22 protein-coding genes are annotated in these 23,810 nt (G+C 39.3%); all 22 read left to right on the forward strand.

Translation table 11 applies throughout. The features are described from left to right. Positions 1-238 precede the first annotated feature (238 nt). The 22 genes from ACJ9PY_RS10030 to ACJ9PY_RS10135 all read left to right on the forward strand — a co-directional run bounded on the left by ACJ9PY_RS10030 (position 239) and on the right by ACJ9PY_RS10135 (position 23,758). The gene (locus ACJ9PY_RS10030; RefSeq protein ID WP_411739921.1) at positions 239-2,212 is read left to right on the forward strand and encodes a transporter substrate-binding domain-containing protein; all 1,974 of its coding nucleotides are present in this window, start codon (positions 239-241) and stop codon (positions 2,210-2,212) included. Positions 2,213-2,231: 19 nt separating this feature from the next. Further along, the gene (locus ACJ9PY_RS10035) at positions 2,232-3,587 is read left to right on the forward strand and encodes a sigma-54-dependent transcriptional regulator (protein WP_411739922.1); all 1,356 of its coding nucleotides are present in this window, start codon (positions 2,232-2,234) and stop codon (positions 3,585-3,587) included. 363 nt (positions 3,588-3,950) lie between these two features. Beyond that, positions 3,951-4,895: a formimidoylglutamase gene (gene hutG, locus ACJ9PY_RS10040; protein WP_411739923.1), complete on the forward strand. Its 945-nt coding sequence runs from the start codon at positions 3,951-3,953 to the stop codon at positions 4,893-4,895. 5 nt (positions 4,896-4,900) lie between these two features. Beyond that, on the forward strand, positions 4,901-6,094 hold the full coding sequence (gene gltS / locus ACJ9PY_RS10045) for a sodium/glutamate symporter (RefSeq protein WP_411739924.1): 1,194 nt from the start codon (positions 4,901-4,903) through the stop codon (positions 6,092-6,094). Positions 6,095-6,430: 336 nt separating this feature from the next. Continuing rightward, positions 6,431-7,045, forward strand: a complete 615-nt coding sequence (locus tag ACJ9PY_RS10050) for a HutD family protein (RefSeq protein ID WP_411739925.1) — start codon at positions 6,431-6,433, stop codon at positions 7,043-7,045. A gap of 591 nt (positions 7,046-7,636) precedes the next feature. Further along, positions 7,637-8,824: a hypothetical protein gene (locus ACJ9PY_RS10055; RefSeq protein WP_063576622.1), complete on the forward strand. Its 1,188-nt coding sequence runs from the start codon at positions 7,637-7,639 to the stop codon at positions 8,822-8,824. A gap of 17 nt (positions 8,825-8,841) precedes the next feature. Then, positions 8,842-10,068: a Zn-dependent hydrolase gene (locus ACJ9PY_RS10060; RefSeq protein ID WP_411739926.1), complete on the forward strand. Its 1,227-nt coding sequence runs from the start codon at positions 8,842-8,844 to the stop codon at positions 10,066-10,068. A gap of 2 nt (positions 10,069-10,070) precedes the next feature. Next, positions 10,071-11,246 (forward strand): M20 family metallopeptidase, encoded by a 1,176-nt coding sequence (locus ACJ9PY_RS10065; protein WP_063576620.1) that lies wholly within the window; start codon positions 10,071-10,073, stop codon positions 11,244-11,246. Positions 11,247-11,537: 291 nt separating this feature from the next. Further along, a complete protein-coding gene (locus ACJ9PY_RS10070; protein ID WP_057277169.1) occupies positions 11,538-12,023 on the forward strand; it encodes a peptidoglycan-binding domain-containing protein in 486 nt (161 codons plus the stop codon). Between the two features lie 483 nt (positions 12,024-12,506). Continuing rightward, entirely contained in the window at positions 12,507-13,334 is an 828-nt protein-coding gene (locus tag ACJ9PY_RS10075; protein ID WP_411739927.1) for a MerR family transcriptional regulator, read from the forward strand. Between the two features lie 131 nt (positions 13,335-13,465). Beyond that, complete coding sequence (locus ACJ9PY_RS10080) at positions 13,466-14,953, forward strand: UbiD family decarboxylase domain-containing protein (RefSeq protein WP_411739928.1); 1,488 nt, start codon at positions 13,466-13,468, stop codon at positions 14,951-14,953. 36 nt (positions 14,954-14,989) lie between these two features. Continuing rightward, complete coding sequence (locus ACJ9PY_RS10085; RefSeq protein ID WP_411739929.1) at positions 14,990-15,565, forward strand: non-oxidative hydroxyarylic acid decarboxylases subunit B; 576 nt, start codon at positions 14,990-14,992, stop codon at positions 15,563-15,565. 34 nt (positions 15,566-15,599) lie between these two features. Continuing rightward, on the forward strand, positions 15,600-16,061 hold the full coding sequence (locus tag ACJ9PY_RS10090) for a pyridoxamine 5'-phosphate oxidase family protein (RefSeq protein WP_268565609.1): 462 nt from the start codon (positions 15,600-15,602) through the stop codon (positions 16,059-16,061). A 276-nt stretch (positions 16,062-16,337) separates the two neighbouring features. Continuing rightward, a complete protein-coding gene (locus ACJ9PY_RS10095; protein ID WP_411739930.1) occupies positions 16,338-17,171 on the forward strand; it encodes an alpha/beta fold hydrolase in 834 nt (277 codons plus the stop codon). Positions 17,172-17,412: 241 nt separating this feature from the next. Then, positions 17,413-18,099 carry a cyclase family protein gene (locus tag ACJ9PY_RS10100; RefSeq protein WP_411739931.1) on the forward strand — a complete coding sequence of 229 codons (687 nt, stop codon included), beginning with the start codon at positions 17,413-17,415 and terminating at the stop codon, positions 18,097-18,099. A 14-nt stretch (positions 18,100-18,113) separates the two neighbouring features. After that, a complete protein-coding gene (locus ACJ9PY_RS10105) occupies positions 18,114-18,833 on the forward strand; it encodes a carboxymuconolactone decarboxylase family protein (RefSeq protein ID WP_057277162.1) in 720 nt (239 codons plus the stop codon). 21 nt (positions 18,834-18,854) lie between these two features. Continuing rightward, positions 18,855-19,544: a CoA transferase subunit A gene (locus tag ACJ9PY_RS10110; RefSeq protein ID WP_057277161.1), complete on the forward strand. Its 690-nt coding sequence runs from the start codon at positions 18,855-18,857 to the stop codon at positions 19,542-19,544. Beyond that, positions 19,537-20,169: a 3-oxoacid CoA-transferase subunit B gene (locus ACJ9PY_RS10115; RefSeq protein ID WP_057277160.1), complete on the forward strand. Its 633-nt coding sequence runs from the start codon at positions 19,537-19,539 to the stop codon at positions 20,167-20,169. The genes ACJ9PY_RS10110 and ACJ9PY_RS10115 overlap by 8 nt, the downstream gene beginning before the upstream one ends. A 20-nt stretch (positions 20,170-20,189) precedes the next feature. After that, positions 20,190-21,305: a muconate cycloisomerase family protein gene (locus ACJ9PY_RS10120; protein WP_411739933.1), complete on the forward strand. Its 1,116-nt coding sequence runs from the start codon at positions 20,190-20,192 to the stop codon at positions 21,303-21,305. 75 nt (positions 21,306-21,380) lie between these two features. Further along, entirely contained in the window at positions 21,381-21,719 is a 339-nt protein-coding gene (locus ACJ9PY_RS10125) for a DUF3870 domain-containing protein (protein WP_048687694.1), read from the forward strand. 4 nt (positions 21,720-21,723) lie between these two features. Beyond that, positions 21,724-22,917 carry a thiolase family protein gene (locus ACJ9PY_RS10130; protein ID WP_411739934.1) on the forward strand — a complete coding sequence of 398 codons (1,194 nt, stop codon included), beginning with the start codon at positions 21,724-21,726 and terminating at the stop codon, positions 22,915-22,917. Positions 22,918-22,945: 28 nt separating this feature from the next. Next, the gene (locus ACJ9PY_RS10135; RefSeq protein WP_048687696.1) at positions 22,946-23,758 is read left to right on the forward strand and encodes a dioxygenase; all 813 of its coding nucleotides are present in this window, start codon (positions 22,946-22,948) and stop codon (positions 23,756-23,758) included. The last annotated feature ends 52 nt before the right edge of the window (positions 23,759-23,810 follow it).

The following is a 23,810-nucleotide window of genomic DNA, read 5'->3' on the forward strand; positions in this document are numbered from 1 at the left end:
CTACTACAACATTGCATAAAGGCATGATTCCCGAAAAAGGGAGCATGCCTTTTTTATATATAATCCATTTTCCATTCAAAATATATTGTAATTCGACTATCTGCCATGTATGGTGTTATGAAATGCAGATTAGCTTTTCTTATATCCTTTAAAAAGTTATCATAATAGAGTCTTTGTACATTGTATATATACACATTTATGATACAAAACTGCATGTATAGAAAAAAGGGGTGAGGCGATGCGAAATTTACATACTATCTGTGCCGTATTAACCGTCTACCTTTTCTTTTTTTGCTGTTTCTTTCCTTCAGCAGCCCATTCGGAAGCCCAAAAAGTGATACGGGTTGCAGGGGATAATAACTTTCCACCTTTTGAATACTTGAGCGATTCGGGTGTTTATACCGGTTTTAATGTGGATATAATGAACGCCATTTCTATCGAGACTGGCATTAGGTTCGAATACTATCCCATGCCATGGAACGAGGCAGTACAAGCTATGCGCTCTGGAAAAGTGGATGCGATTCAAGGCATGAAGTACAATCAAGAACGTGAAGAGTTTTATGATTTTTCAGCTCCGTATTTCACAAGTTCACAAGGAATTTTTGTGTTGAAAGATAATATGTATATCCGAAAAATCGAAGATCTTAAAGGCCGGAAAGTAGCTGTACAAAAAGGAGATGTTGCAAGCGGTCTACTAAGTAAAGTCGATCGTTTGCAATTGGTGGAAACTAATAATCAACAAGAAGCCGTTCAGTCGCTTATCGACGGTAAAGTGGATGCTTTCATTGGAAATCGGATTACGGGTCAATATTTTTTACAGAAAAATGAGCAGCAATCACTCATTAAGATTGTCGGTGAGCCACTTGACACCACAAATTATGCTGTAGCCGTTATGCCGAAAAATAAAGAGTTGCTGACACTATTCAATCAGGCCATTTCTCAAATCAAGAAAGATGGAACGTATGAAAAGATAGAGAAAAAGTGGTTCGGCGAATATATCCTGCCAAATACTCAACGGCTCCGTAAAACGATGTTGTATTTGGAAATTGGTCTTATTCTTACCTTCATTGTGATTTCTCTCATCTTATGGTGGAATCTCAGCCTTAAACGAGAAGTGGCTAAGCGAACCGAGCAAATTGAGCACGTGAATAAAGACTTGGAAGAGAAGATGCTCCTTCTTGAGGAAAACATCAACTTTCAGCAGCAAGTATTAAACAGTGCCTACAGTTCGCTTATTACACTGAATCAGCAAGGTCTTGTATCGATGATTAATGTTAGGGCCATGGAATATTTGGGGGTGGACGGTAATGTTGTTGGAAAACGTTTTCAGGATCTGCCAACTGCCCGTTTCATCCCGGAAAAGGAGATTAAGGCTGCATTAGAGAAAAAGAGAGTTTTCTTGCAAAAGGAAACGGTATGGTCTCATTATGCGGGCAAAAAAAGGCATATAACTTACAGCATGTATCCAATTCAGACTATTGGGGGAGAAAGTGTAGGTGCGGTGTTGAATTTTTTCGATAGTACGGAACAAAAACAACTGGAGAGAAAAGTGGCTCAGGATGACCGATTGCGTTCATTGGGTCAACTCGTGGCGGGTATCGCTCATGAAATAAGAAATCCGTTAACATCCATCCTTACCTATACCCAATTGCTGCCGAAAAAATTTGCAAGCGCAGATTTCCGAACGTTCTTTTCCGAACAGGTCACTAGTGAAATTACCCGACTTAATACATTGATTAACGATTTGCTCGATTATGCCCGCCCTAAAAAATCAGAGCCTGTCACATTTTCGCTGAATGAGGCCATGGCAGGGATTGAGCTATTGCTAAAGCCGAAAATCAAAGAAAAAAACCTGAGCATTGTTCGAGAGTTCGCTGGAGACATTCAGGCAACTGCAGATACACAGCAGATCAAACAAGTACTGGTGAACGTCATTCTCAATGCCATACAGGCGTCCAATACAGGGGGAACACTTATTTTTCGGGCATACTATCGGGATGTGTTCACTGTCGTTGAAATCGAGGATGAAGGAATTGGGATTTCGGAAGAAGACATTGATAAGATCTTTGAACCGTTTTACACCAGGAAACCCAATGGGGTCGGGCTAGGGCTTTCTATTACGTATCAGCTTGTCAAAGAAAACGATGGCATTATCGAGACAAGGAGTGAAGTAGGAAAGGGAACAGTAGTGACCATTTGTTTACAGCGTTAATACAGAAAGGGTGAAAACGATGCACGATATCATGATTATTGATGATGAGCCAACCATATGTCAGTCACTTACGTTTGCATTGGAAGACCAGTATCACGTTTATTCGTTTACAGACCCACGTGAAGCGCTTCCGCTTTTCGAAAGGGCAGAAATCGCCATCGTTTTGCTGGATTTAAAAATCGGGGGATATAATGGGATGGAAGTGTTAGAAGAAATCAAACGCCTCTCCCCCTCGACTGTTGTCATTATGATGACGGCCTACGGAACCATTCCTTCTTCCGTGGAAGCAATGCGTAAGGGGGCGTTTTCATATGCGACAAAGCCGCTTCATATTGATGAATTGGAAGTGCTGATGCAAAAAGCAGAAGAAGTGTACACCCTTCAGTCCAAAGTGAAATGGCTGAGTGAAGAATTGGATAAGGTGGCAGGTGTGAACGGCCTCATCGGTGAAAGCTTGGCCATGCGCAAAATATTCTCCCTCATCGAAAAAGTGAAGGATATCGATTCCAACATTCTCATAGAAGGGGAAAGTGGAACCGGTAAAGAAGTCGTCGCCAGAACCATCCATAATCAAAGCAAGCGCAAAAACAAAAAGTTTCAGGCTATTAATTGTGCCGCCATTCCGACTCACCTGTTGGAATCAGAATTATTTGGATACGAAAAGGGCGCATTTACAGGGGCGACACAGCGAAAATATGGACTTTTTGTTTTGGCGGAAGGAGGTACAATCTTTCTTGACGAAATCGGTGAGATGGATTTGGCACTGCAGGGGAAAATATTGCGCGTTCTACAAGAGAGAAGGGTAATGCCCGTTGGCGGGATAGAAGAAGTCAGCATCGATGTCCGGATCATTGCAGCGACAAACAGAGACTTGGTTAAAGAAGTAAAAGAGAATCGATTTCGTGAAGATTTATATTACAGATTAAATGTGATTCCGATTCACCTTCCGGCTTTACGTGAACGAAAAGAGGATATTCCTTTGCTGTTGGAATTTTTCATTGCAAAAATCGGTGATCGAATGGGGAAACCTGTAGAAGGAATTTCCCATGAAGCGCTGCAGCTTTTACAGCAATATGACTTTCCAGGAAATATTCGTGAACTGCAGAACGTGATTGAAAGAGCAATAGCGCTTACGAATGATTCTTACATACAGAAAGCCGATTTACCTTCCGACATCCAAAAAAGCTCGCGCCCATTTTTCGGCAATACCCTAATCCCCGTATATGTCGGCGAACCGCTTGAAGAAATCGAAAAAAGAGTGATTCTTCATAACCTTGCCGCATTTAACGGTCATCAAAGGAAGACAGCGCAAACAATTGGCATCGGGGAGAGGACATTGCGGGACAAGTTGAAGAAATATCGGGAAGAAAAGTAGGCGGAAATTGCCGAGCGGCAATTTTCGCCTACTTTTTATTTTGAATATATCTGAATTTTCCACTGTTTTTATGGAAATGGACCTGGCATGAAACTTGCTTAATAAAATTGTAGTAAAACCATTAAGCAGAATGGAGGGAACATAGATATACAACATAATGGTCTACAGAGCTGGACTGGAAGTTAGAGTGCGGCGAAAGCGGGGATGTGCAAAATGCATCAGGCAGGATAAGTCAATGGCCTATCCAAATTTAACGAAAACAAAAGGACAAGCCATTGAACCAGAGCTTTTATAACAGTACATCCCGAAATTTATTGGCGATTGCAAATATGAAGTATTTTTATTTATGGGGAGGAAAAGTAAATGTATGCGTTACCAAATATGGATTTATGGAAAGGCAGAACAGATAGTCTAATAGATAAAGATGAATTTAGAATTCATCAAATAGTTAAAGATAATCAAACAACATCAGCAAATAATACATGTGGAATAATAGGGTTCTCTTGTGAAGAAGGCGTACGCAGGAATAAAGGAAGACTTGGAAGCAAAGAAGCTCCCAATGAAATACGTAAATCCTTATCATCTCTATCTTGGCACGGCCAATCAGCAGATAGCCTAGTTGATTTCGGAAATATAATTTGTGAAAATCAACAGTTAGAAGCAGCTCAAGCTGAATTGGGAAGCCACGTAGAGAAAATATTATCTAAAAATATGTTTCCTGTTATTTTGGGGGGCGGACATGAAACCTTTTATGGTCATTATCTAGGAATTAGGTCGAGCGTTGGACCCAATGCCAAAATAGGCATTCTTAACATTGATGCTCATTTTGACTTACGCTCTTATGAAGATATAACTTCTTCTGGAACGATGTTTAAACTAATATTAGATAATGATCATCAAGCTAGTTATTTGCCAATTGGCATTCAACGTTATGGAAATACTAAAAAATTATTTGACACTGCAACTACACTTGGTTGCTCTTGGATATTGGAAGAAGAATTAGTAGATGAAAATTCTGAAGAAAACGAAAATAAAATTCTGAATTTTATAAATCAACATGATTATATTATATTGACACTTTGTATGGATGTTATAAACGCTTCTGAAGCACCGGGTGTTAGTGCCCCTTCCTCATTTGGTCTTTCTGGAAAAATGGTTAGACAATTAATTCGTAAGATTACTTCACATACGAAAACTATTTCATTTGATATCTGTGAAGTGAATCCATCATTAGATTGTGATAAACGGACTGTAAAACTAGCTGCAAACCTAATAAATGAAGTATTCATGTGTGTGGAGAGGAGATAAGCAATATGAACATCGAGATTAATCAAACGATCACTATTTTTTTAGCGATACTGCTTTTAGCACTAGGCGGGATTATCGTTAAGAATGTCAAATTATTTAGACACTTTTGTATCCCTGCACCCGTTGTTGGGGGATTACTTTTTGCAATCGTCGCTACAAGTCTTAAAACCTTTTTAAACATAACCATTTCATTGGATACGACACTCCAGGGATTATTCATGTTAACATTTTTTACGTCCGTTGGATTGGGTGCCAGTTTCCAATTAGTGAAAGTCGGCGGTAAATTAATATTAATATATTGGTTGTTATGCGGGTTTCTGGCATTTGCTCAAAATTTAATCGGAATTTCTTTAGCACCCGTTTTTGGGATTGATCCATTGATTGGCATGATGGCAGGAGCAATTTCCATGGAAGGCGGCATAGGTGCAGCTACAGCATTTGGCGGTACGATTGAATCGCTGGGCATTCAATCTGCCCAAGCAATTGGAATAGCAGCAGCTACATTAGGATTAGTGTTTGGTGGATTAGTTGGAGGTCCCACTGTAAAGTATTTAATTAATAAACACAAATTAACACCAAGTAAAGAGGATATTGAAATTCAAGAAAAGAGAGAAATGGAAGACAAAATAGAATTAAATGTAGCTTCATTTATGAAACAAGTGTTAATACTGACATTTTGTATGGCTTTAGGTTCATATCTAGGAGAGTTATTTTCGGCAAAGACAGGTTATGTTTTACCGAACTATGTTGGAGCAATGATAGTGGCTGTAATAGTTCGGAATATTTTAGATAAAATAAACGGGAAAATTATCGAAATGCCTAGTATTAATTTTATTGGAGATATCACTTTAGGTATTTTCTTATCTATGGCATTAATGAGTATAAAATTATGGGAAGTTGCTGACCTTGCTTTACCAATTATTTTAATTGTGGTGATACAAGTAATTTTCATTATCCTTTTAAGTATATTCATCATGTTTCGTTTTCTTGGCAAAAACTACGATGCGGCAGTTATGGTTGGAGGTTTCATCGGACATGGTATAGGGGCTACACCGAATGCTATGGCAAATATGTCAACAATCACTGCGAAATATGGACCTTCAAGTAAAGCATATTTAATCGTTCCGATAGTCGGTGCATTTCTTATTGATGTATTTGCCATGCCAATCATCATTATAAGTATTAATCTATTTAAATGATCATTGTTATTAAATAAGGAATCAAAAAATATAGTGTTACCGAATGTTTTTGGGAATGCCAAAACATTCGGTATTGATTTTTTTATTCTGAAATTGCCCATATAGTAGGTAATTCACGATGGTTTTTCTGTATGCATTATTAATGCACCGGAACCCTATCAATTTCGCATCATCTACATGTATGTATCGTAGCGTTTCACAGCCTGATTTAGTAAGAATGCTGCTGCGATGATCAGAGGTCAGTAGAATTAAGCTCTCTTATGCATCTCTGTTAATGATATCCATCCTAGCCTAGATTGTACTGAAAAAATGTAATAATTAAAGGGGAGAAATTCGTTGTCATTTTCACTAAAAATAATAAAGAAAAGTGAACAAATAACAAGTCTTTGGTCAGGTGGTAAAACAACTCAACTAGCCATTTATCCTGAAGAAGCTGATTACTCGAAGCGTGATTTCAAATGGCGGATAAGCACAGCAGAAGTCGAGGTGGACGAATCCTTATTTACTCACCTTCCAGGCATTCAGAGAATCATCATGATCCTTGATGGTGAAATGTCGCTGCAACATCAGGGAAAGCCCAGTGTGCATTTAAGCCCATTTGAACAGGATCGGTTTGATGGAGGCTGGACAACCCGCAGTATTGGAAAGGTCACTGACTTTAATTTGATGTTAGCGGAAGGCTGTGAAGGTGACATCAGCACGATTCATATGAATGATGGAACCCATGCGGAAGTGCTGGATAATCGGGACTCTTCGAAAAGAACCGACGTCTTCTATTGTTTTAAAGGAAGGAGTAGAATGAATATTGATGAAAAAGAGACAATTGTTTTAGAGCAAGGTGACTTAATAACCTTAAACAGAGATCATACCTCCAACAATTTAAATATAAAGTTATCAAATCAAGATGACGACTCTACTGCAACAATTATTAAGGTAAGTATTTTTTATTGATAGAGAACTTCTGGGTTGCAAAGGCATCCTTCTCCTATATAAATCCGAGTTGGCTGCGCCGCAATTTACTTAATGATATTTTTTATTAATTAACAGAAATGTCCTTTGTCGGCTAAGTTTGTATCAAAAAGGGTTCCGTCTGAAGCTTTAAAAATAGTTGATTGGAGCGGGTGTGCGAGACTCCTGCGGGAATAGCGGGTCCAAGGGAGACCCCACAGGCGCAAGTGCGCCGAGGGCGGACTGCCCTACGTTCCAATCAACGTCCAAATTTGTACAAGCCAAAAAAAACTGCAGACAAACTCGATTTTCATCGAGTTTGTCTACAGTCTGAGCCGTCAATAGACGGCTTTTTCTTTTTGATATTTAAAGGAGATAAAGTGTCTATTTTAAGATTAAAATTATTTTGATATATCCAATCCCTTAATTATTTGAGAATATTTGGTGTGTGAAATTGAAATTAAAACACTTACATTTCCTATTATCTGTGTATAATTACCTGAAAATATGAAATTATCTTTTAATTCAAATGATTCAGTGTTATTATTTTATAAGAATATTCAAACTATTAAATGAGAAGGTGAGGGAACTCATATGTCACAGATGTTGGCTTTGGTTATCGTAATTCTGATTTTATTTGTAGGAGACATAGTGGCGGTTCGAACAAAAGCCTGGGTACCTTCCGTTTTCATTTCGGCGATCCTATTTCTATGTGGTTATTGGACATTCTTCCCGCAAGACATCGTTTCAATAGCAGGTGTTCCACCGGTAGTGGCAACCATGATGATGTACTTATTGATCACGAATATGGGAACATTGCTTTCAATAAGGGAATTGGTGAATCAATGGAAGACGATTGTCATCTCCTTATCAGGTATTCTTGGCATTGTTGCCCTATTATTCGGAATTGGCATCTTTATTTTTGATCTGCAAACTGTCCTTGTAGCGGTTCCGCCATTAGTGGGAGGTATGGTTTCTTCAATAATCATGTCAGAAGGAGCGGCAGATGCAGGACTTACGAGCTTGTCCGTTTTTGCCATTGTTATTTATGTCATGCAAGGCTTCGCTGGATATCCTTTAACTTCAATTGTCTTGAAGAAAGAAGGGAAGAAGCTTTTGGGGCAATATCGCAATGGAAAGTTAACGGTAAAAAAGGATGAAACTGCAGCCGCTGCAGAAGGCATGACTGAACTTAGGCTGTTTAAGAAACTTCCTGAAAAATATAATACGGAGTATTTCAAATTTTTAAGACTTGCAGTTGTTGCTTTACTTGCTTACCTTGTTTCGAGTGGATTAGAGCCGATTATATCTATAAATGCATTTGTTCTTTGCTTACTATTCGGGGTTATCGGAAAAAGTATCGGTTTCTTGGAAAGACAGACACTGCAAAAAGCAAATGGATTTGGATTTGCCATCATGGCCCTTATGCTTTTCGTCTTTGATGGATTGAAAAATGCAACACCAAGTATGATGATGGAGATTCTTTACCCACTTGTTGTTTGCATTATCTTAGCTGTGATAGGTATGTATATATTCTCATTCATAGCAGGGAAATTATTAAAAGTCAGCAAAGAAATGGCCTTTGCTGTATCTTTAACAGCATTATACGGATTTCCAGCTGATTACATTATCACCAATGAAGTCGTCAATTCATTAACAAAAGATGAAAATGAAAAAGAAGCATTGCTAAGCCATATGCTACCGCCGATGCTTGTTGGCGGATTTATATCGGTAACAATCGTGTCGGTTATTTTGGCAGGAATATTCGTACAATTCTTGTAAAATAGGAGGGATTCTAAGTGAGTCTTAGCGAACGTATAGAAAAGCAAATAAATGATTTGAGCGAATTTACATCAACACCCGGAGAAGGGACTACCCGGCTTACGTATAGCAAGGAAGACTTGCTTACACGTAATTATATAAAAAATAAAATGATGGAATACGGCCTGACAGTACAGGAAGATGGATTTGGAAATATTTTTGGAAAGCTTGATGGTACTTTAAAAGATGCACCAAGCGTTCTGTTAGGTTCACATTTTGATTCCGTACCAAATGGCGGTGCGTATGACGGACCAGCCGGTGTAATTGTCGCTCTTGAAGTGGCTGGCCTATTTGCAGAAAATCAATTAACACCTAAATACCCATTGGAAATCGTTGCCCTGATTGAAGAAGAAGGAGCTCGTTTTGGCGGAGGACTAATGGGGTCGAGAGGAATAGTGGGAACGCTAAGTGAGGAAAGTTTTAAAAATTTAAAGGATAAAGATGGTATCACCACAATTGAAGCGATGTCAAAAGTTGGACTGGATTTCTCTCTTCCGAAAAGAAGAAATCCCAATAGCATTAAAGCATTTCTCGAATTGCATATAGAACAAGGTCCAATCCTTGAAGAGAAGAATATCCCCATTGGTGTTGTAGAAGCTATTGTTGGTTTAACTCAATTTGAAGTAACCATTGAAGGAAAGGCAGGACATGCAGGCACAACCCCAATGGATCGCCGTACGGACGCATTGGTTGCTGCCGCTCAAATTATTTCTCAATTACCGAGCTTTGCAATTGAGGAAGGAGAAGGAACGGTTATAACGACAGGGCGACTAGATGTTTTACCAAATGGAGCGAATGTAATCCCAAATAAGGTGGTATTCTCGGTAGATATTCGATCAAGCAAGGAAGAACATATTAACAATGTCATCAGGCGGATGAAAGAATTAATTGAATCCTATCAGGTACAGGGGATCCATACAACGGCGGAACAGCTGTTGTATATGCCGCCAAAGATATTGAGTAATGAGATTAAGGATTTATTAAAAGATAAAAGTTCAGATTTGGAAATTCCATACTGTTCCATTGATAGTGGTGCAGGTCATGATGCGATGGTTTTTTCCGATGTGACTGATGTTGGCATGCTTTTTGTTCCAAGTAAAGCAGGACTAAGTCATTGTCCAGAGGAATGGTCTGATGCACATCATTTGGCAAATGGAGTGGAAATCTTTTACGAAGTGGCTAAATGTTTAACGGGGGTGGAATAAGAATGATTAATCAAACGATAAAAGAAGCGATTCAAAATTATAGTGATGAATTAACAGAAATACGTAGAAAACTTCATAGCGAACCTGAGTTATCATGGGAAGAAGAAAATACAACTGCCTTTGTTTGTGACTACCTTGAAAAATTAGGAATTACTTATCGAAAAGCAGAACCAACAGGTGTCATTGGAGAAATTAAAGGCGGTAAGGCTGGAAAGACCGTCGCATTAAGAGCAGATATGGACGCCCTTTCTGTAGAAGAACTAAATAAAGACTTGCCGTATGCTTCAAAGGAAGAAGGGAAAATGCATGCATGTGGTCATGATGCACACACATCCATGCTATTAATTGCAGCGAAGGCACTAAATGAAATAAAAGAAGAATTACCTGGGAATGTGCGCTTAATATTTCAACCAGCCGAAGAAGTGGCAACAGGTGCAAGGGAAATGGTTAAACAGGGGGCCGTTGAAGGTGTTGATAATGTTTTTGGCATACATATTTGGTCGCAAATGCCAACAAACAAAGTCGCTTGCACTCAAGGACCTTCATTCGCTTCAGCAGATATCTTTACCGTAACCTTTAAAGGAAGAGGGGGACATGGTGCAATGCCGCAGGACTGTATCGATGCAACCATTGTCGCGTCTTCATTCGTCATGAATGTACAGTCCGTCGTATCAAGAACGGTCGACCCCCAAAATCCCGCTGTTTTGACAGTTGGAAAAATGGTCGTTGGCACACGTTTTAATGTCATTGCAGAAAATGCCGTCATTGAAGGGACTGTCCGTTGTTTTGATTCTAAAACACGTGACCATATTGAAAAGCAGCTCCAGATTTATGCTGAAAATGTTGCGAACATTTACGGTGCGACCGCAAAGGTTGATTACTACCGTGGCACGCAAGCTGTCATTAATGATGAATATAGTGCCAAATTAGTGCAAAAGGTGGCCTCGCAAGCGTTTGGCGAAGACGCAATATATAATGAAAAGCCAACAATGGGGGGCGAAGACTTTAGCTTCTATTTAGATGAAGTACCCGGAAGCTTCGCTTTAGTGGGATCAGGAAACCCTGAAAAGGATACGGAATGGGCGCATCATCACGGGAAATTCAACATCGACGAGGATGCGCTTGCTACCGGTGCAGAACTTTATGCCCAATATGCTTGGGCATATTTGAACGAATAACAGACTGAAAAGAAGAAGGAATTTGGGCAATTACAAAAAGTCTTTCAATGTCAGAAGGCCGCCAATTGGCGGCCTTCTGGCGTAAATGGTTAAACTTCCTCTTATGGATATCAAGGGATATTAGAGGAAAAGATTTAGTCCCAGTTACGAATTTATCCTACTTATTCGATTTTTCTGGGACACTGTTTGTTTAGCAAGGACAAAACAGGACATCGGTCGGAAGGGAAAAATAAAATCTGAAGGGAAATTGTAAGGTAGTTCGGATGTACAAAAAAAGAGGGAGATGGAGCTATGAAGAAATTATTTACTAGTTTGGTAGTATTGGCAATGGCCCTTGGGGTATCTTTTTCCACCGCTTCAGCATCTGCTGGAGGTTTTCACCACCCCGAAAGCTGGGATAAGAATTCCATTTTGCGGAAGGACACTCATGGTGTGGAGGTCAGAAATATGCAGTATATCCTGAATGTCATGGGTTTTTATACAGATTCTGCAGTGGTTGACGTTGATGGTATCTTTGGACCAAAAACCGAAGCGGGAGTAAAGAAATATCAAAAAGAAAACAACTTGAAAGTGGATGGTGTGGTTGGCCCCCGGACGTGGGATAGCTTCTCGCAATATATTAAGAAGAATGGCAATGAAACATATGGAGCAGGCGGATACATGGGACTCAGAATTAAATGGAAGTACGACAATCCTTCCTATACATCGGGCTCTAAAGCCTATATTTATGGTAATGGAGATACATTAAGCGACCAATACCGATTGTATGCAAATTAAGATATAGGAAATTCCTTTCATATGAAAAACGTGTCCACAAATAGGCACGTTTTTTATTTTTTGCTTTCCCAAGTTGAATGTATTTGTAAACTCCTGTTCCTTCTAAATAAATGCTATTCCTACCAAGAATAAGTTTAAGTCCAAAAACATAAAAGCTTGTAAAGAAGTTACTGCTGACCCGATAGTGAAAAAGTCCATAATCATTTTGATTCATAAAATATTAATATTATTGAATTTCACTATCTCTCTTAATGCCTATTTATGAAGATGTTGATATGCTCCATTTCGATAGAAAGGGCCGTTGAAATTCCATTCATTTTAAATGGAAAAATGGTAAAGTTAGTGGAGGATCCTCTCCAATCGGCTGTAGCTGCCGTATGGAAGGAGGGAAATCAAAAGATTAATAAATTGAATAATGGCTGTAGAAGTAAAGGTAAGAATTAGAGGAACTTTATAAAAAGGCTTTGCGGAGGGGGAACTCATATGGACAATTACTTATCAATCAGTGAAATGGCTACCATTCACAGTATCTCAAGGCAAACACTCATTTATTACGATAAGATCGGTTTATTTAAACCCGTACATATAGATGAACATGGTTATCGATATTATAGTGCCGTTCAGATTCCGTTTCTAAGGGAAATTTGCTTTTTGAAGTCGATTGGCATCAAACTGAATGATATTAAGGACCATATAGGAAATCGGAATTTAACGACTGCCATGTCACTTTTGGAATTTCATCAAGAATTCATTGATAAAGAAATAAAGGCCTTGATGAATACACGTACATTCATTCAACAAAGATTAATGAAATATTCAGAAGCCAAAAATATTAAAAGTGAATTGGATACACCCATTATAGAAGAATTTCCTGAAAGGCATGTCTTATTTATACCATTTGAAAATGAATTGTGCCGAGAAGAATTACATTTAACGCTGATGAAAGCTTGGAATGTATTAAGTAAACATGAGATGCTTCCGTCAGAGGGATTTGGCACGATTATTTTAAAGGATAACCTTGGAACGGATGATGTTTTCGAGGGTGCTGGCATATATACTTCATTACCTTTTCTCGATCCTGATATGGATAATATGATGACGTTGCTTGCTGGGCAATATGCATGTGTGTATAAATATGGAATGCCATATAACATTGAGTTTTTAAATGAATTGGTTCAATGGATCCGTGAGAATCAGTATAGAATTGTAGGGGACGTCGTGGACGCTTGCTTATTGGATACGACCTTTTACGAGAATGATAATAGTGTTGATTTTTGTCAGCTGCAAATCCCTGTGGAGAAAATTACTTGAATTTTCAAATATCCATTGACTGTATAGTAGAAATACACTTTAGAATATCATTTATAACCGATACCATATTAGGTTATTTGAATTTAAATGATACATAAGATACAGATCATGAAGTGATAGGGGGATTTTTTATGTCTGAAAAAATGAACAAAGTGACAGATTTACGTTCTGCATTGGAACTCCTGAAATCCATTCCAGGACAATTGATTGAAACGGATGAACCAGTCAATCCTCATGCTGAATTATCTGGGGTTTATCGTCATATCGGTGCTGGCGGAACAGTAATGCGTCCAACAAAAATCGGACCTGCAATGGTTTTCAATCATGTATTGGGACATGAAGATTCAAGCGTGGTGATCGGACTTTTAGCCAGCAGGGAAAGAGTCGGCCTCATGCTGGATACAAAACCGGAGCGACTGGGATTCCTTTTAAATGAAGCTGTAAAAAATCCAATTGTTCCAATCACCATTTCAAATGATAAAGCGAAAGCTCAAGAAGTGGTTCACTATGCAGAAGATCCGGATTTCGATATCAGAAAATTAATACCTGCGCCTACGAATACAGAGGAAGATGCAGGCCCGTATATCACGATAGGCATGTGCTATGCCTCCGATTCAGAAACGGGTGAATCTGATATTACGATACATCGTTTATGTTTACAAAGTAAAGATGAGATGACCATGTATTTTGTTCCTGGACGTCATTTGGAAGTTTTTCGTGAAAAGGCTGAAAAAGCAGGAAAACCGTTACCCATTTCCATTAGTATCGGTGTTGACCCTGCTATTGAAGTTGCTGCTTGTTTTGAAGCGCCAACGACTCCCCTTGGCTTTAATGAGTTGAGTGTTGCAGGGGCGATCAGGAAAGAAGCGGTAGAATTGGTCCAATGCTTGACGATAGATGAAAAGGCTATCGCGAATGCTGAATATGTAATAGAAGGGGAATTGGTTCCCGGAGTGCGTGTTCGGGAAGATCAAAACACCAATACGGGAAAAGCAATGCCAGAATTCCCTGGTTATACAGGTTCCGCTGTTGCGGAACTGCCTCTAATCAAGGTGAAAGCTGTTACGCATCGTGTCAATCCAATCATGCAAACAGTTATTGGACCAAGTGAAGAACATGTGAATATGGCTGGCATTCCAACTGAAGCAAGCATTCTGCAAATGGTGGAAAAGGCCATGCCAGGAAAATTATTGAACGTTTATGCCCATACTTCAGGGGGAGGTAAATACATGGTTGTTCTTCAATTCAAGAAAAGTCAGCCAAGTGATGAAGGGCGCCAAAGACAAGCTGCACTATTGGCGTTCTCTGCCTTTTCTGAACTGAAGCATGTATTCATAGTGGATGAAGATGTGGATCCCTTCGATAGCAATGATGTTTTATGGGCGTTAAATACTCGTTACCAAGGTGATGTTGATACGGTTTTCATTCCTGGAGTGCGCTGTCACCCGTTAGATCCTTCACAAGATCCCGCATACAGCCCTACCATTCAAGAAAAGGGGATTTCCTGTAAAACCATATTTGACTGCACAGTACCATTTCATTTAAAAGATGAATTCAAAAGGTCTGAATTTAAAGAGGTGGATCCAAGTCGATTTGTTCCTGGATTTTCCAATTCATAAGTTTCGATTCAATGACTAATGTAAGGAGGGGAATTAATGAAAATCATTGTTGGGATAACAGGAGCGACTGGAGCCATTTTTGGAATTAGGATTCTTCAGATGCTTAAAAGCAGTGAAGTGGAGACCCATTTAATCATGTCCCCGTGGGCGCATGCGACCATTCAACATGAAACATCTTATTCTGTTAGAGACGTGGAGGGATTAGCTGATCATACCTATTCCTACAAAGATCAAGCAGCAAGAATATCAAGTGGATCTTACCGGGTTGATGGCATGATCGTGGCACCTTGCAGTATGAAAACTCTTTCTTCCATCCGGATGGGACTAGCGGATAATTTATTAACGCGATCTGCTGACGTCATGTTGAAGGAAAGAAAAAAATTATTACTAATGACTAGAGAAACCCCTCTGAATACGATTCATTTAGAGAATATGACGGCGCTTTCCAAAATGGGGACTATTATATTCCCTCCGATGCCAGCGTTCTATAATCATCCTGAGAATGTTAACGATATCATTGACCACCTTGCTTATAGGGCGTTAGATCAATTTGAAATCCATACTCACGGTGCGAAACGGTGGGACGGAATGAAATATCGCACCAAAATATAACGGATTGCTAGTGAAGTAGGGAAAAAGGTGGGAAATGAATGGTATGGAAATGTCAGTAGAAGTTTTCGACTTGTTAAATGGTAAAGAGCTTGTCGACAAGCAGCATGAAGCCATGATGCTGTTGACGGTAAGTGAAGAAGGATGGCCGCATACTGCAATGATAAGCGTAGGTGAGATCGTAGCGATTAGCAGGAAGGAATTAAGGATTGGCCTATGGCCGGATACTTCGACTACTGCCAATGTCATTCGTACTCATAAAGCTACACTGGTTTTGTTTTGGAAAGGTAAAGCACAATATATCAGACTCTCATTAGAGAGATTAAAAGAGCTGCCAAATGCCCAATACAAAAGAGAAAGATTCCACGCCAAAATAATAGAGGCACGGGAGGATATGGCTAAGTATGCTGAAATAACCTCTGGAATTAAAATCGACTTGAAAAACCCTAAAGAAGTTGTTGAACGTTGGAATGAGACCGTAGAGGACCTCCTTCAATAAAAACCCCAGGCATCGACTTTAAGTTACTGGGAAATCGAAATTATCAAATAATAATTGTAAAAATCCGAACTTCATGTAAAATGGAATCATTACATGTATTTATAACTTGCCTATTCATTAACCATTAAAAAAAGCCCTTTTTTAATGAAAATTAATGAACTGACTGGCTATCTTAATTTCTCGATCAAGTTACCTTGATGGTGAAGTTAAGATAGCTTTTTTTATTAAATATGCTGGCTGGTTTATGTTAATAATCATGAAATGGGGAATGTCACTATGGAAATGTATGTAAAGGAATTGGGGAACAAAAGAATTCAAATTGCAGATTATCCTGGAGAGAAAGGGCCAATCATCGCCATACATGGTTTAACGGGTAATCATAAGCAAATGCATTATTATGCAGAAATGTTAAAGGACGAGTACAGAGTCATCTCGATTGACTTGAGAGGGAGGGGAAATAGTTCGGGGGCAGATGTACAGTCTTCTCTTTTTAAACATGCAGAAGATGTAATTGAGTTAATTCAAGAATTAAAGATTAATAACCCGATCTTGATCGGGTATTCAATGGGAGCCTTCATCTCAAGCGTTGTAGCCAGCAAATTAACCTCGGTAAAGGCCCTGATATTATTGGATGGTGCGGCCAATTGCTCTCAACAACAAAGGGACATCGTACAACCTTCTTTAGGCCGATTAAATAAAGAATATGACTATCAAGAAAGCTATATTGCAGAAATTAAGGAAATCTATAGCCGTTTGGGTATCAAATGGACGGATCATCTGCAAAGTGTAGCGGAGTATGAGGTACATGAAGTGGATGGTCATTGGGAGAATAAATCAACAGAAGACAGCGTTCTTAGAGATTTCGATAGTTTTTATTCTTTTGTCCCTAAAGAGGTTTGTCGACTAATTTCCTGTAAAACGTTATTGGTGTATGCCAGTGGGAAAATAGGGGATTTTCCCCCTTTATTTTATGAAGAAGCCTATGTTGATACGAAGAAATATACACCTGATATTGAAACGAGCGTTTCAACTTGTAACCACTATACAATGGTGTTTGAAAATAGGGCGGAGATCAACAAAGAGATAAAGTCTTTTTTAAAAAGAATTTGATTTTTTTGAAGATATTTTTTAAAAAAATATTGAAATTAACAGAAAATAGTGTAATATTATGAATATATAATAAACTTAATTATTGCCTATTCATTAGCTATTAAAAAATAACCTTTTTTAATAACAACTAGTGAACAACTGGCTACCTTAAACACCTGCTGTCAATTATTGATAGTAATGTTTAGGGTAGCCATTTTTGTCGTGATAATGTAAACGCTTAATGAATTTGGGGGTTTTACCGTTGAAAATCATTGATTTAACATTGGAACTTTATGATGGTCTAGTTACGGATAAAGATTTACCTGCAATAGGCATTAAAGATGAACCTTTTGAACATGAGGGGAAATCTGATTCACATCCTAAAGGCTGCCGTTCCAAGTTGATTTCTTTTTCTGACCATAGTGGGACACATGTCGATGTGGCTCCACGTTACTCAGAAAACGGGGAGTCGGTTGAAAACATCAATCTGAAGAATATGTTTGGGGATGCCCTCATACTGGATGTAAGCTTGTTAAAAGCGGCACATGAACCTGTTACGAAAGATTTACTTGAAGAAGCGGAACGCCGGCAGGGAGTATATGTTGAAAAAGACGATATCGTCCTCATCAGGACATGGGGGAAGTCCTGGGGGGAAGAAGACTTTTTTGAAGCACAGGCATTAGATGATAGTGTGGCCCAATGGTTAATTGAGAAGCAAATACATATTGTCGGGTTGGATTTGCCCAATGCCGATTTGAAACAGGATTCAGAAAGCGGAATTCATCAAAAATTACTGAAGAATGATATATATATCGTTGAAAATCTAGTGAATCTCGAAAAATTACCCAAGCATTCCCGTTTTCTTTTCTTCGGGATTCCTTTAAAACTAAAAAATTCAACCGCTTCACCTATTAGAGCACTATCGATACTTGACTCTCAATTAATTTAAAGAGGTGCAGACGAATGAGCGAAGGATTATTGTATTTCAAGGAAGTATATGATGTTGTACCAGGCTGGGTACAAAAAATGCACGATTATAGCCCTAATGCACTTGATCACTATACCAACTTGCGCAGTAACATCATGCAAGAGGGAGCCTTGACGAAGAAGGAGAAAGATATATTACTGGTCGGCATGAATGCTGCAAGGTTGTATGAACGGAGTATGGTTTACCATACAAAAGGGGCAATGGATGGTGGAGCAACATTACCGGAACTGGTGGAATACCTAATAGTTTCATACTTATATAACGGAACTAAGGCATTAAAAACTGGGATAAAGTCATTGGAATATGCCCTTGAACTTAAAGGGATTCGATATCCTGAAGGAAGTGGCCATAAAGAAACAACAGAAGAAATCCTGTTGTATATGATTGAGTTATTAGGTGATGAGGAAACGGGATTCGTCTCGAATGTTTTGAAACTGGTTAAATCGGAAGGCCAAAACTCCCTTAAAGATTATATATTAAGTGACTCAGCTGTATCAAAAAGGCTAAAACATATCCTTATGACAGGAATATTCATTACAGAATTAAAAGGGAAACAGGTTGGGGAATGGATGGAGGCGGCAAGGGTAAATGGAGCTTCGGAAGAACAATTAGCGGAAGTGGGCCTCATTTGCTTATTGACTGCTGGAATACCTGCTTGGTTTGAGGCAAGCGATTCATTGATTGAAAATAAGTAACGTGAGATTGGTGGGGAAAACATGACGAAAGTACATCAAGATATAGAAGCAGCTTTATCTTGTGTGAAGAATGGTCATACATTAATGGTAGGTGGATTTGGCTTGATCGGGGCCCCTCTTACGTTAATAGATGGATTGGCCAAAAAGGATGTAGCAGGCTTGACCGTAATCAGCAACAATTTAGGCGAGAAAGGGAAAGGTCTGGGAGCTCTCCTAAGCCAGAAGAAAATAAAAAAAGCGATCGGTTCTTATTTTACAAGCAATCGTGAAATTGGGGAGTTTTACCAACGTGGCGAAATAGAGTTAGAACTATTACCACAGGGAACATTAGCTGAATCCATTCGTGCTGGCGGTGCAGGCATAGGCGGTTACTATACGAAAACGGGTGTAGGGACGGATTTAGCAAAAGGAAAAGAAGAAAGGGAAATAAATGGGGCTACATATATTTTTGAACCTGCCATAAGAGCAAATGTAGCTTTAATCAGGGCATGGAAGGCAGATACACTTGGTAATCTTGTTTATTATAAAACGGCTCGAAACTTTAATCCGGGAATGGCAACGGCCGCAGATGTCGTAATTGCAGAAGTGGATGAGATAGTTGAACCTGGAGAACTTTCGCCAGAGGAGATTGTAACACCGCATCTATTCGTCGATGGAATCATTAAGGCAAAGAAAATCCTGACGAAGGAAGGTGTGAAAGATTATGGGTGACAAAGAATTCATGCAAAATATGATAGCAAGACGCGCGGCAAAAGAATTGACGGGTCCATGTATAGTGAACCTTGGAATCGGGATTCCGACCTTGGTTGCAAAGTACATTGATGATGAAAATGTTTTTTTCCATACGGAAAATGGATTGTTGGGAGTTGCTGATGTAGAGGAAGATGAAATCGATCCCAATTTAGTCAATGCAGGCAAGTTACCAGTAGGGCAATCGATTGGGGCATCATTCTTTAATAGTGCAGAATCGTTTGCAATGATCCGTGGAGGTCACATTGATGTTGCCATCTTAGGTGTTTTGCAGGTAGGTCAAACCGGTGAAATTGCAAATTGGGCGGTACCAGGCAAGAATATCATGGGTGTTGGAGGAGCGATGGACCTGTTGGTTGGCGCCAAAAAAGTGATCGTGACCATGACACATACAAGTAAGGAGGGTAAAAGTAAAGTTTTAAAGAAATGCACCTACCCGATTACTTCCACTAGAAGCGTTGACATGATCATCACCGAGTTGGCTGTCTTTGAAGTTATTGACAAACAGTTGAAATTGATTGAATTGATGCCCGGTGTAACGATCGAAGAAGTAAGAGCAAAAACAGAAGCGGATTTTATCTATTAAATGTTAAAAAGGTGGATTAAATGAAAATACGTTCAGTAGAAGTATACATTATTGATTTACCCACAATTCGTCCTCATCAGCTTGCCATGCATACGATCGTGGAACAAACGATCATTCTTGCCCGTGTCATGGATGAAGAAGGCGCGGAAGGTTGGGCAGAGGTGGCGACAATAGGTGGGGCTTCATATGGTGAGGGGACGCCAGAGGCGATAAAAGTGAATATTGATACATATATCGCCCCGCTTATCATTGGTAAAGACCCCGTCCATTATGACAAAATCATGCATGAAGTTTCACTCAATGTTAGAGGAAATAATTTTGCGAAGGCTGTCGTTGAATCAGCCATGGTGGATTTGGTAGCCAGAAGAAGAAACATCCCTGCTTATGAATTATTCGGTGGACAAATTCATAAATCATTGCCGGTGGCATGGACTTTGGCAAGTGGGGATACGAATAAAGATATCGAAGAAGCGAAAGAATCCTTACATCAAAAACGTCATAATATCTTTAAATTGAAAATTGGCAAAGGGAATCCATATAAGAATGTGGAGCATGTATTGAAAATTATTGAAGCAGTGGGAGATCAAGCACGCATTACGGTTGATGTTAATCAGGCATGGGATGAAACAACGGCTACGTATTGCATTGAAGCTTTACAGGAAGGCGGGGTTTCCATGGTCGAACAGCCGCTGCCAGCTTGGGATAATGAAGGGATGGCAAGATTGACCGATCGTTTTAAGGTCCCGATCATGGCCGATGAGTCATTGAATTCTTTACAAGATTCATTCCAAATAGCTAAACATAGAGCAGGTAATTCGTTCGCCTTGAAAATATGTAAACATGGCGGGATGACCCAAACGAAAAAAGTGGCTGCAATTGCTGAAGGTGTAGGTTTTGGTTTGTATGGGGGAACGATGATTGAATCATCATTAGGCACGGCCATTTGTGCCCAACTTTATTCAACCATTCCCAAATTTGAATTCGGTACTGAATTATTTGGTCCGTTACTTTTTAAAGAAAATATTACGCTAAACGAAATAAAATATGAGAATTATGAAATAATCATCCCGGATGGTCCAGGATTTGGCATGGAGATAGATATGGAAAAAGTAAAACATTTTTCAAGAGGTCTTTAATTAATATAAACTGGAAAGGGGATTATGGAAAACCCACTAGTTTATGCAAGTAATCTTGAGAGGATGTAGTTTTATATGGGACAGCCAACATTATTAATCACCGCCTATGCGAAGGCGCCGCAAAATACGAGCATGTATGAAAATTATAAATACGCTGGGATGGTATTGGAAATTCACAAGGAAAGTCACATCATCATTAATGCAGAATTTACGTTTTTAACAACATTGGCCCAGGATTTTTTTAAGCGAATGATAGTTGGTTTTGATTTTAGTAAAGATATTGATTCTTTAATAGAGAATATTAAAACGGACTTTTTAGCTCCATCGCAGCAGTCGGTGATTGTTGCCCTGAAAATAGCTCACCAGAGATATAAGGATAGTTTAGAAGAAAGAAATAAAAATAGCAGGAGGTAGAAAATTGAGCAATGTAGTTATTATAGACTCGGTTCGCACCGCTATAGGGAAATTAGGGGGAGCATTGGAAAATGTTCCTGCCGATTTCCTGGCAGCTGCTGTCCTTGATGAAGTGATCAAGAGAGCGGATATTCCTAAAGAGAGTATTGATGAAGTGATCATGGGACAAGCCAAACAAAGTTCAGACGCGTCGAATATGGCAAGAGTTGCATCACTCCGGGCAGGATTTCCTGTGGAAGTACCAGGTTATACCGTACACAGACAATGCGGATCCGGCATCCAGGCAATCAATTCTGCCAGTCAACAAATACAAAGCGGATTAGGAGATGTAATCATTGCAGGCGGAGCGGAATCAATGAGCACGGCCCCATACTATATGAGAAATATCCGTTTTGGATTGAAATCAGGGAATGGACAGTTATTGGATCCGAATACGGAAAGCCAGCCAGGATCACAGCCCATTGAAGATTACGGAATGTTAACGATGGGAATGACAGCAGAAAATCTCGCTGAAAAATATTCCATTTCAAGGACTGAACAAGATGAATTTGCTTTAAGGAGCCAAGAAAATGCAAGACGGGCAATTTCCACTGAAATATTCACGAAAGAGATCGTTCCCTATCAAATCAAAACGAAAAAAGGGGTAATGGAATTTAATGCGGATGAGCACCCAAGAGAAACCAGTCTGGAAAAGTTGGCTGATTTAAAACCGGTTTTCAAGAAAAATGGAACGGTGACCGCTGGAAATAGCAGTGGAAGAAATGATGGTGCATCCGCTCTGATACTAATGTCGGAAGAAGCAGCAAAAAGGCATGGTAAAAAGCCGAAAGCAAGAGTGATCGCTCAAGCGGCAGCAGGCGTATCTCCGAACCTCATGGGGCTGGGGCCTGTCAACTCTACCTTGAAAGCGCTTCAAATGTCGGGGCTGAAACTGGATGATATTGATTTAATAGAACTGAACGAGGCCTTTTCTGCACAAGCTTTGGCAGTTATCAAAGAATTGAAGCTTGATATGAATAAGGTGAATCCTAACGGCGGTGCCATTGCCATGGGACATCCAATTGGTGCCACTGGTGCAATTTTAGCAACCAAATTGATACATGAGTTAGAAAGAACCGGAAAAAGATATGGGCTAGTCACACTATGTATAGCAGGTGGATTAGGAATCAGTACCATCATTGAAAATCAACAAATATAAAAACTTTTAAAAAATTGGAGGAAGTATTATGAAGAATCAAAAAGTAATCGACGTTTATAATGGATTGGTAGTTAAATTCAAGGAATTAGTTAGTGAATATGAAATAGATCATAATGACTATCAAGCTCTTGTTGATTGGATGGATCAATTAGGCAGGGCAGGGGAAATTCCGTTATTTATGGATGTTTTCTTTGAAACGCATGCACTTCAGGAAATGTATAAAAGCGTAAAAGGAACGGAACCTACTATTCTAGGACCATATTACATTGAAAATACGCCAGTCGTTCAAAATCCCGGAATGCTGCCACAACGAGAAAATGAACCAGGTGACGCCCTTTACTTTTCAGGATCTGTTAAAGATGTTAATGGAAATCCGTTGGCAAATACCAAAATCGATATGTGGCAGGCTGATGCAAATGGTGAATACTCCTATTTCGCTGAAGGTATTCCAAATGATAATTTACGTGGTGTTTTTTATACGGATGCGAATGGTAATTTTGAAATAAAAACAGTTGTACCGGGTAATTATTCAATTCCAACAGATGGACCTTCCGGACAATTCTTAAAGTGGATCGATCATCATGCATTTCGTCCAGCACATTTACACCTCCTGTTCCAACCGGAAAATGGCGATAGATTAGTAACGCAAATATATTTCGAGGGCGATGAATATTTAGAAAATGATGTTGCACAAGGTGTTCGCGGAAGCTTAATTACGAAGTTAGAAAAACATTCAGGTGCAGAAAAAGGATTGAAAAATGATTATTATACGGCTCATTTAGATTTTGAACTAAGATTGCAAGATAAACCTGTTTTCAATAAAGCTGTCGTAAAAAACTAATCTTAGCTAAGAATATGAAGGCAAAGAATCTAGAAAAAAAGGGTAGTTTCCT

The sequence above is a fragment of the Peribacillus sp. S4 genome, from assembly GCF_046715815.1.
GTDB lineage: Bacteria > Bacillota > Bacilli > Bacillales > DSM-1321 > Peribacillus > Peribacillus frigoritolerans.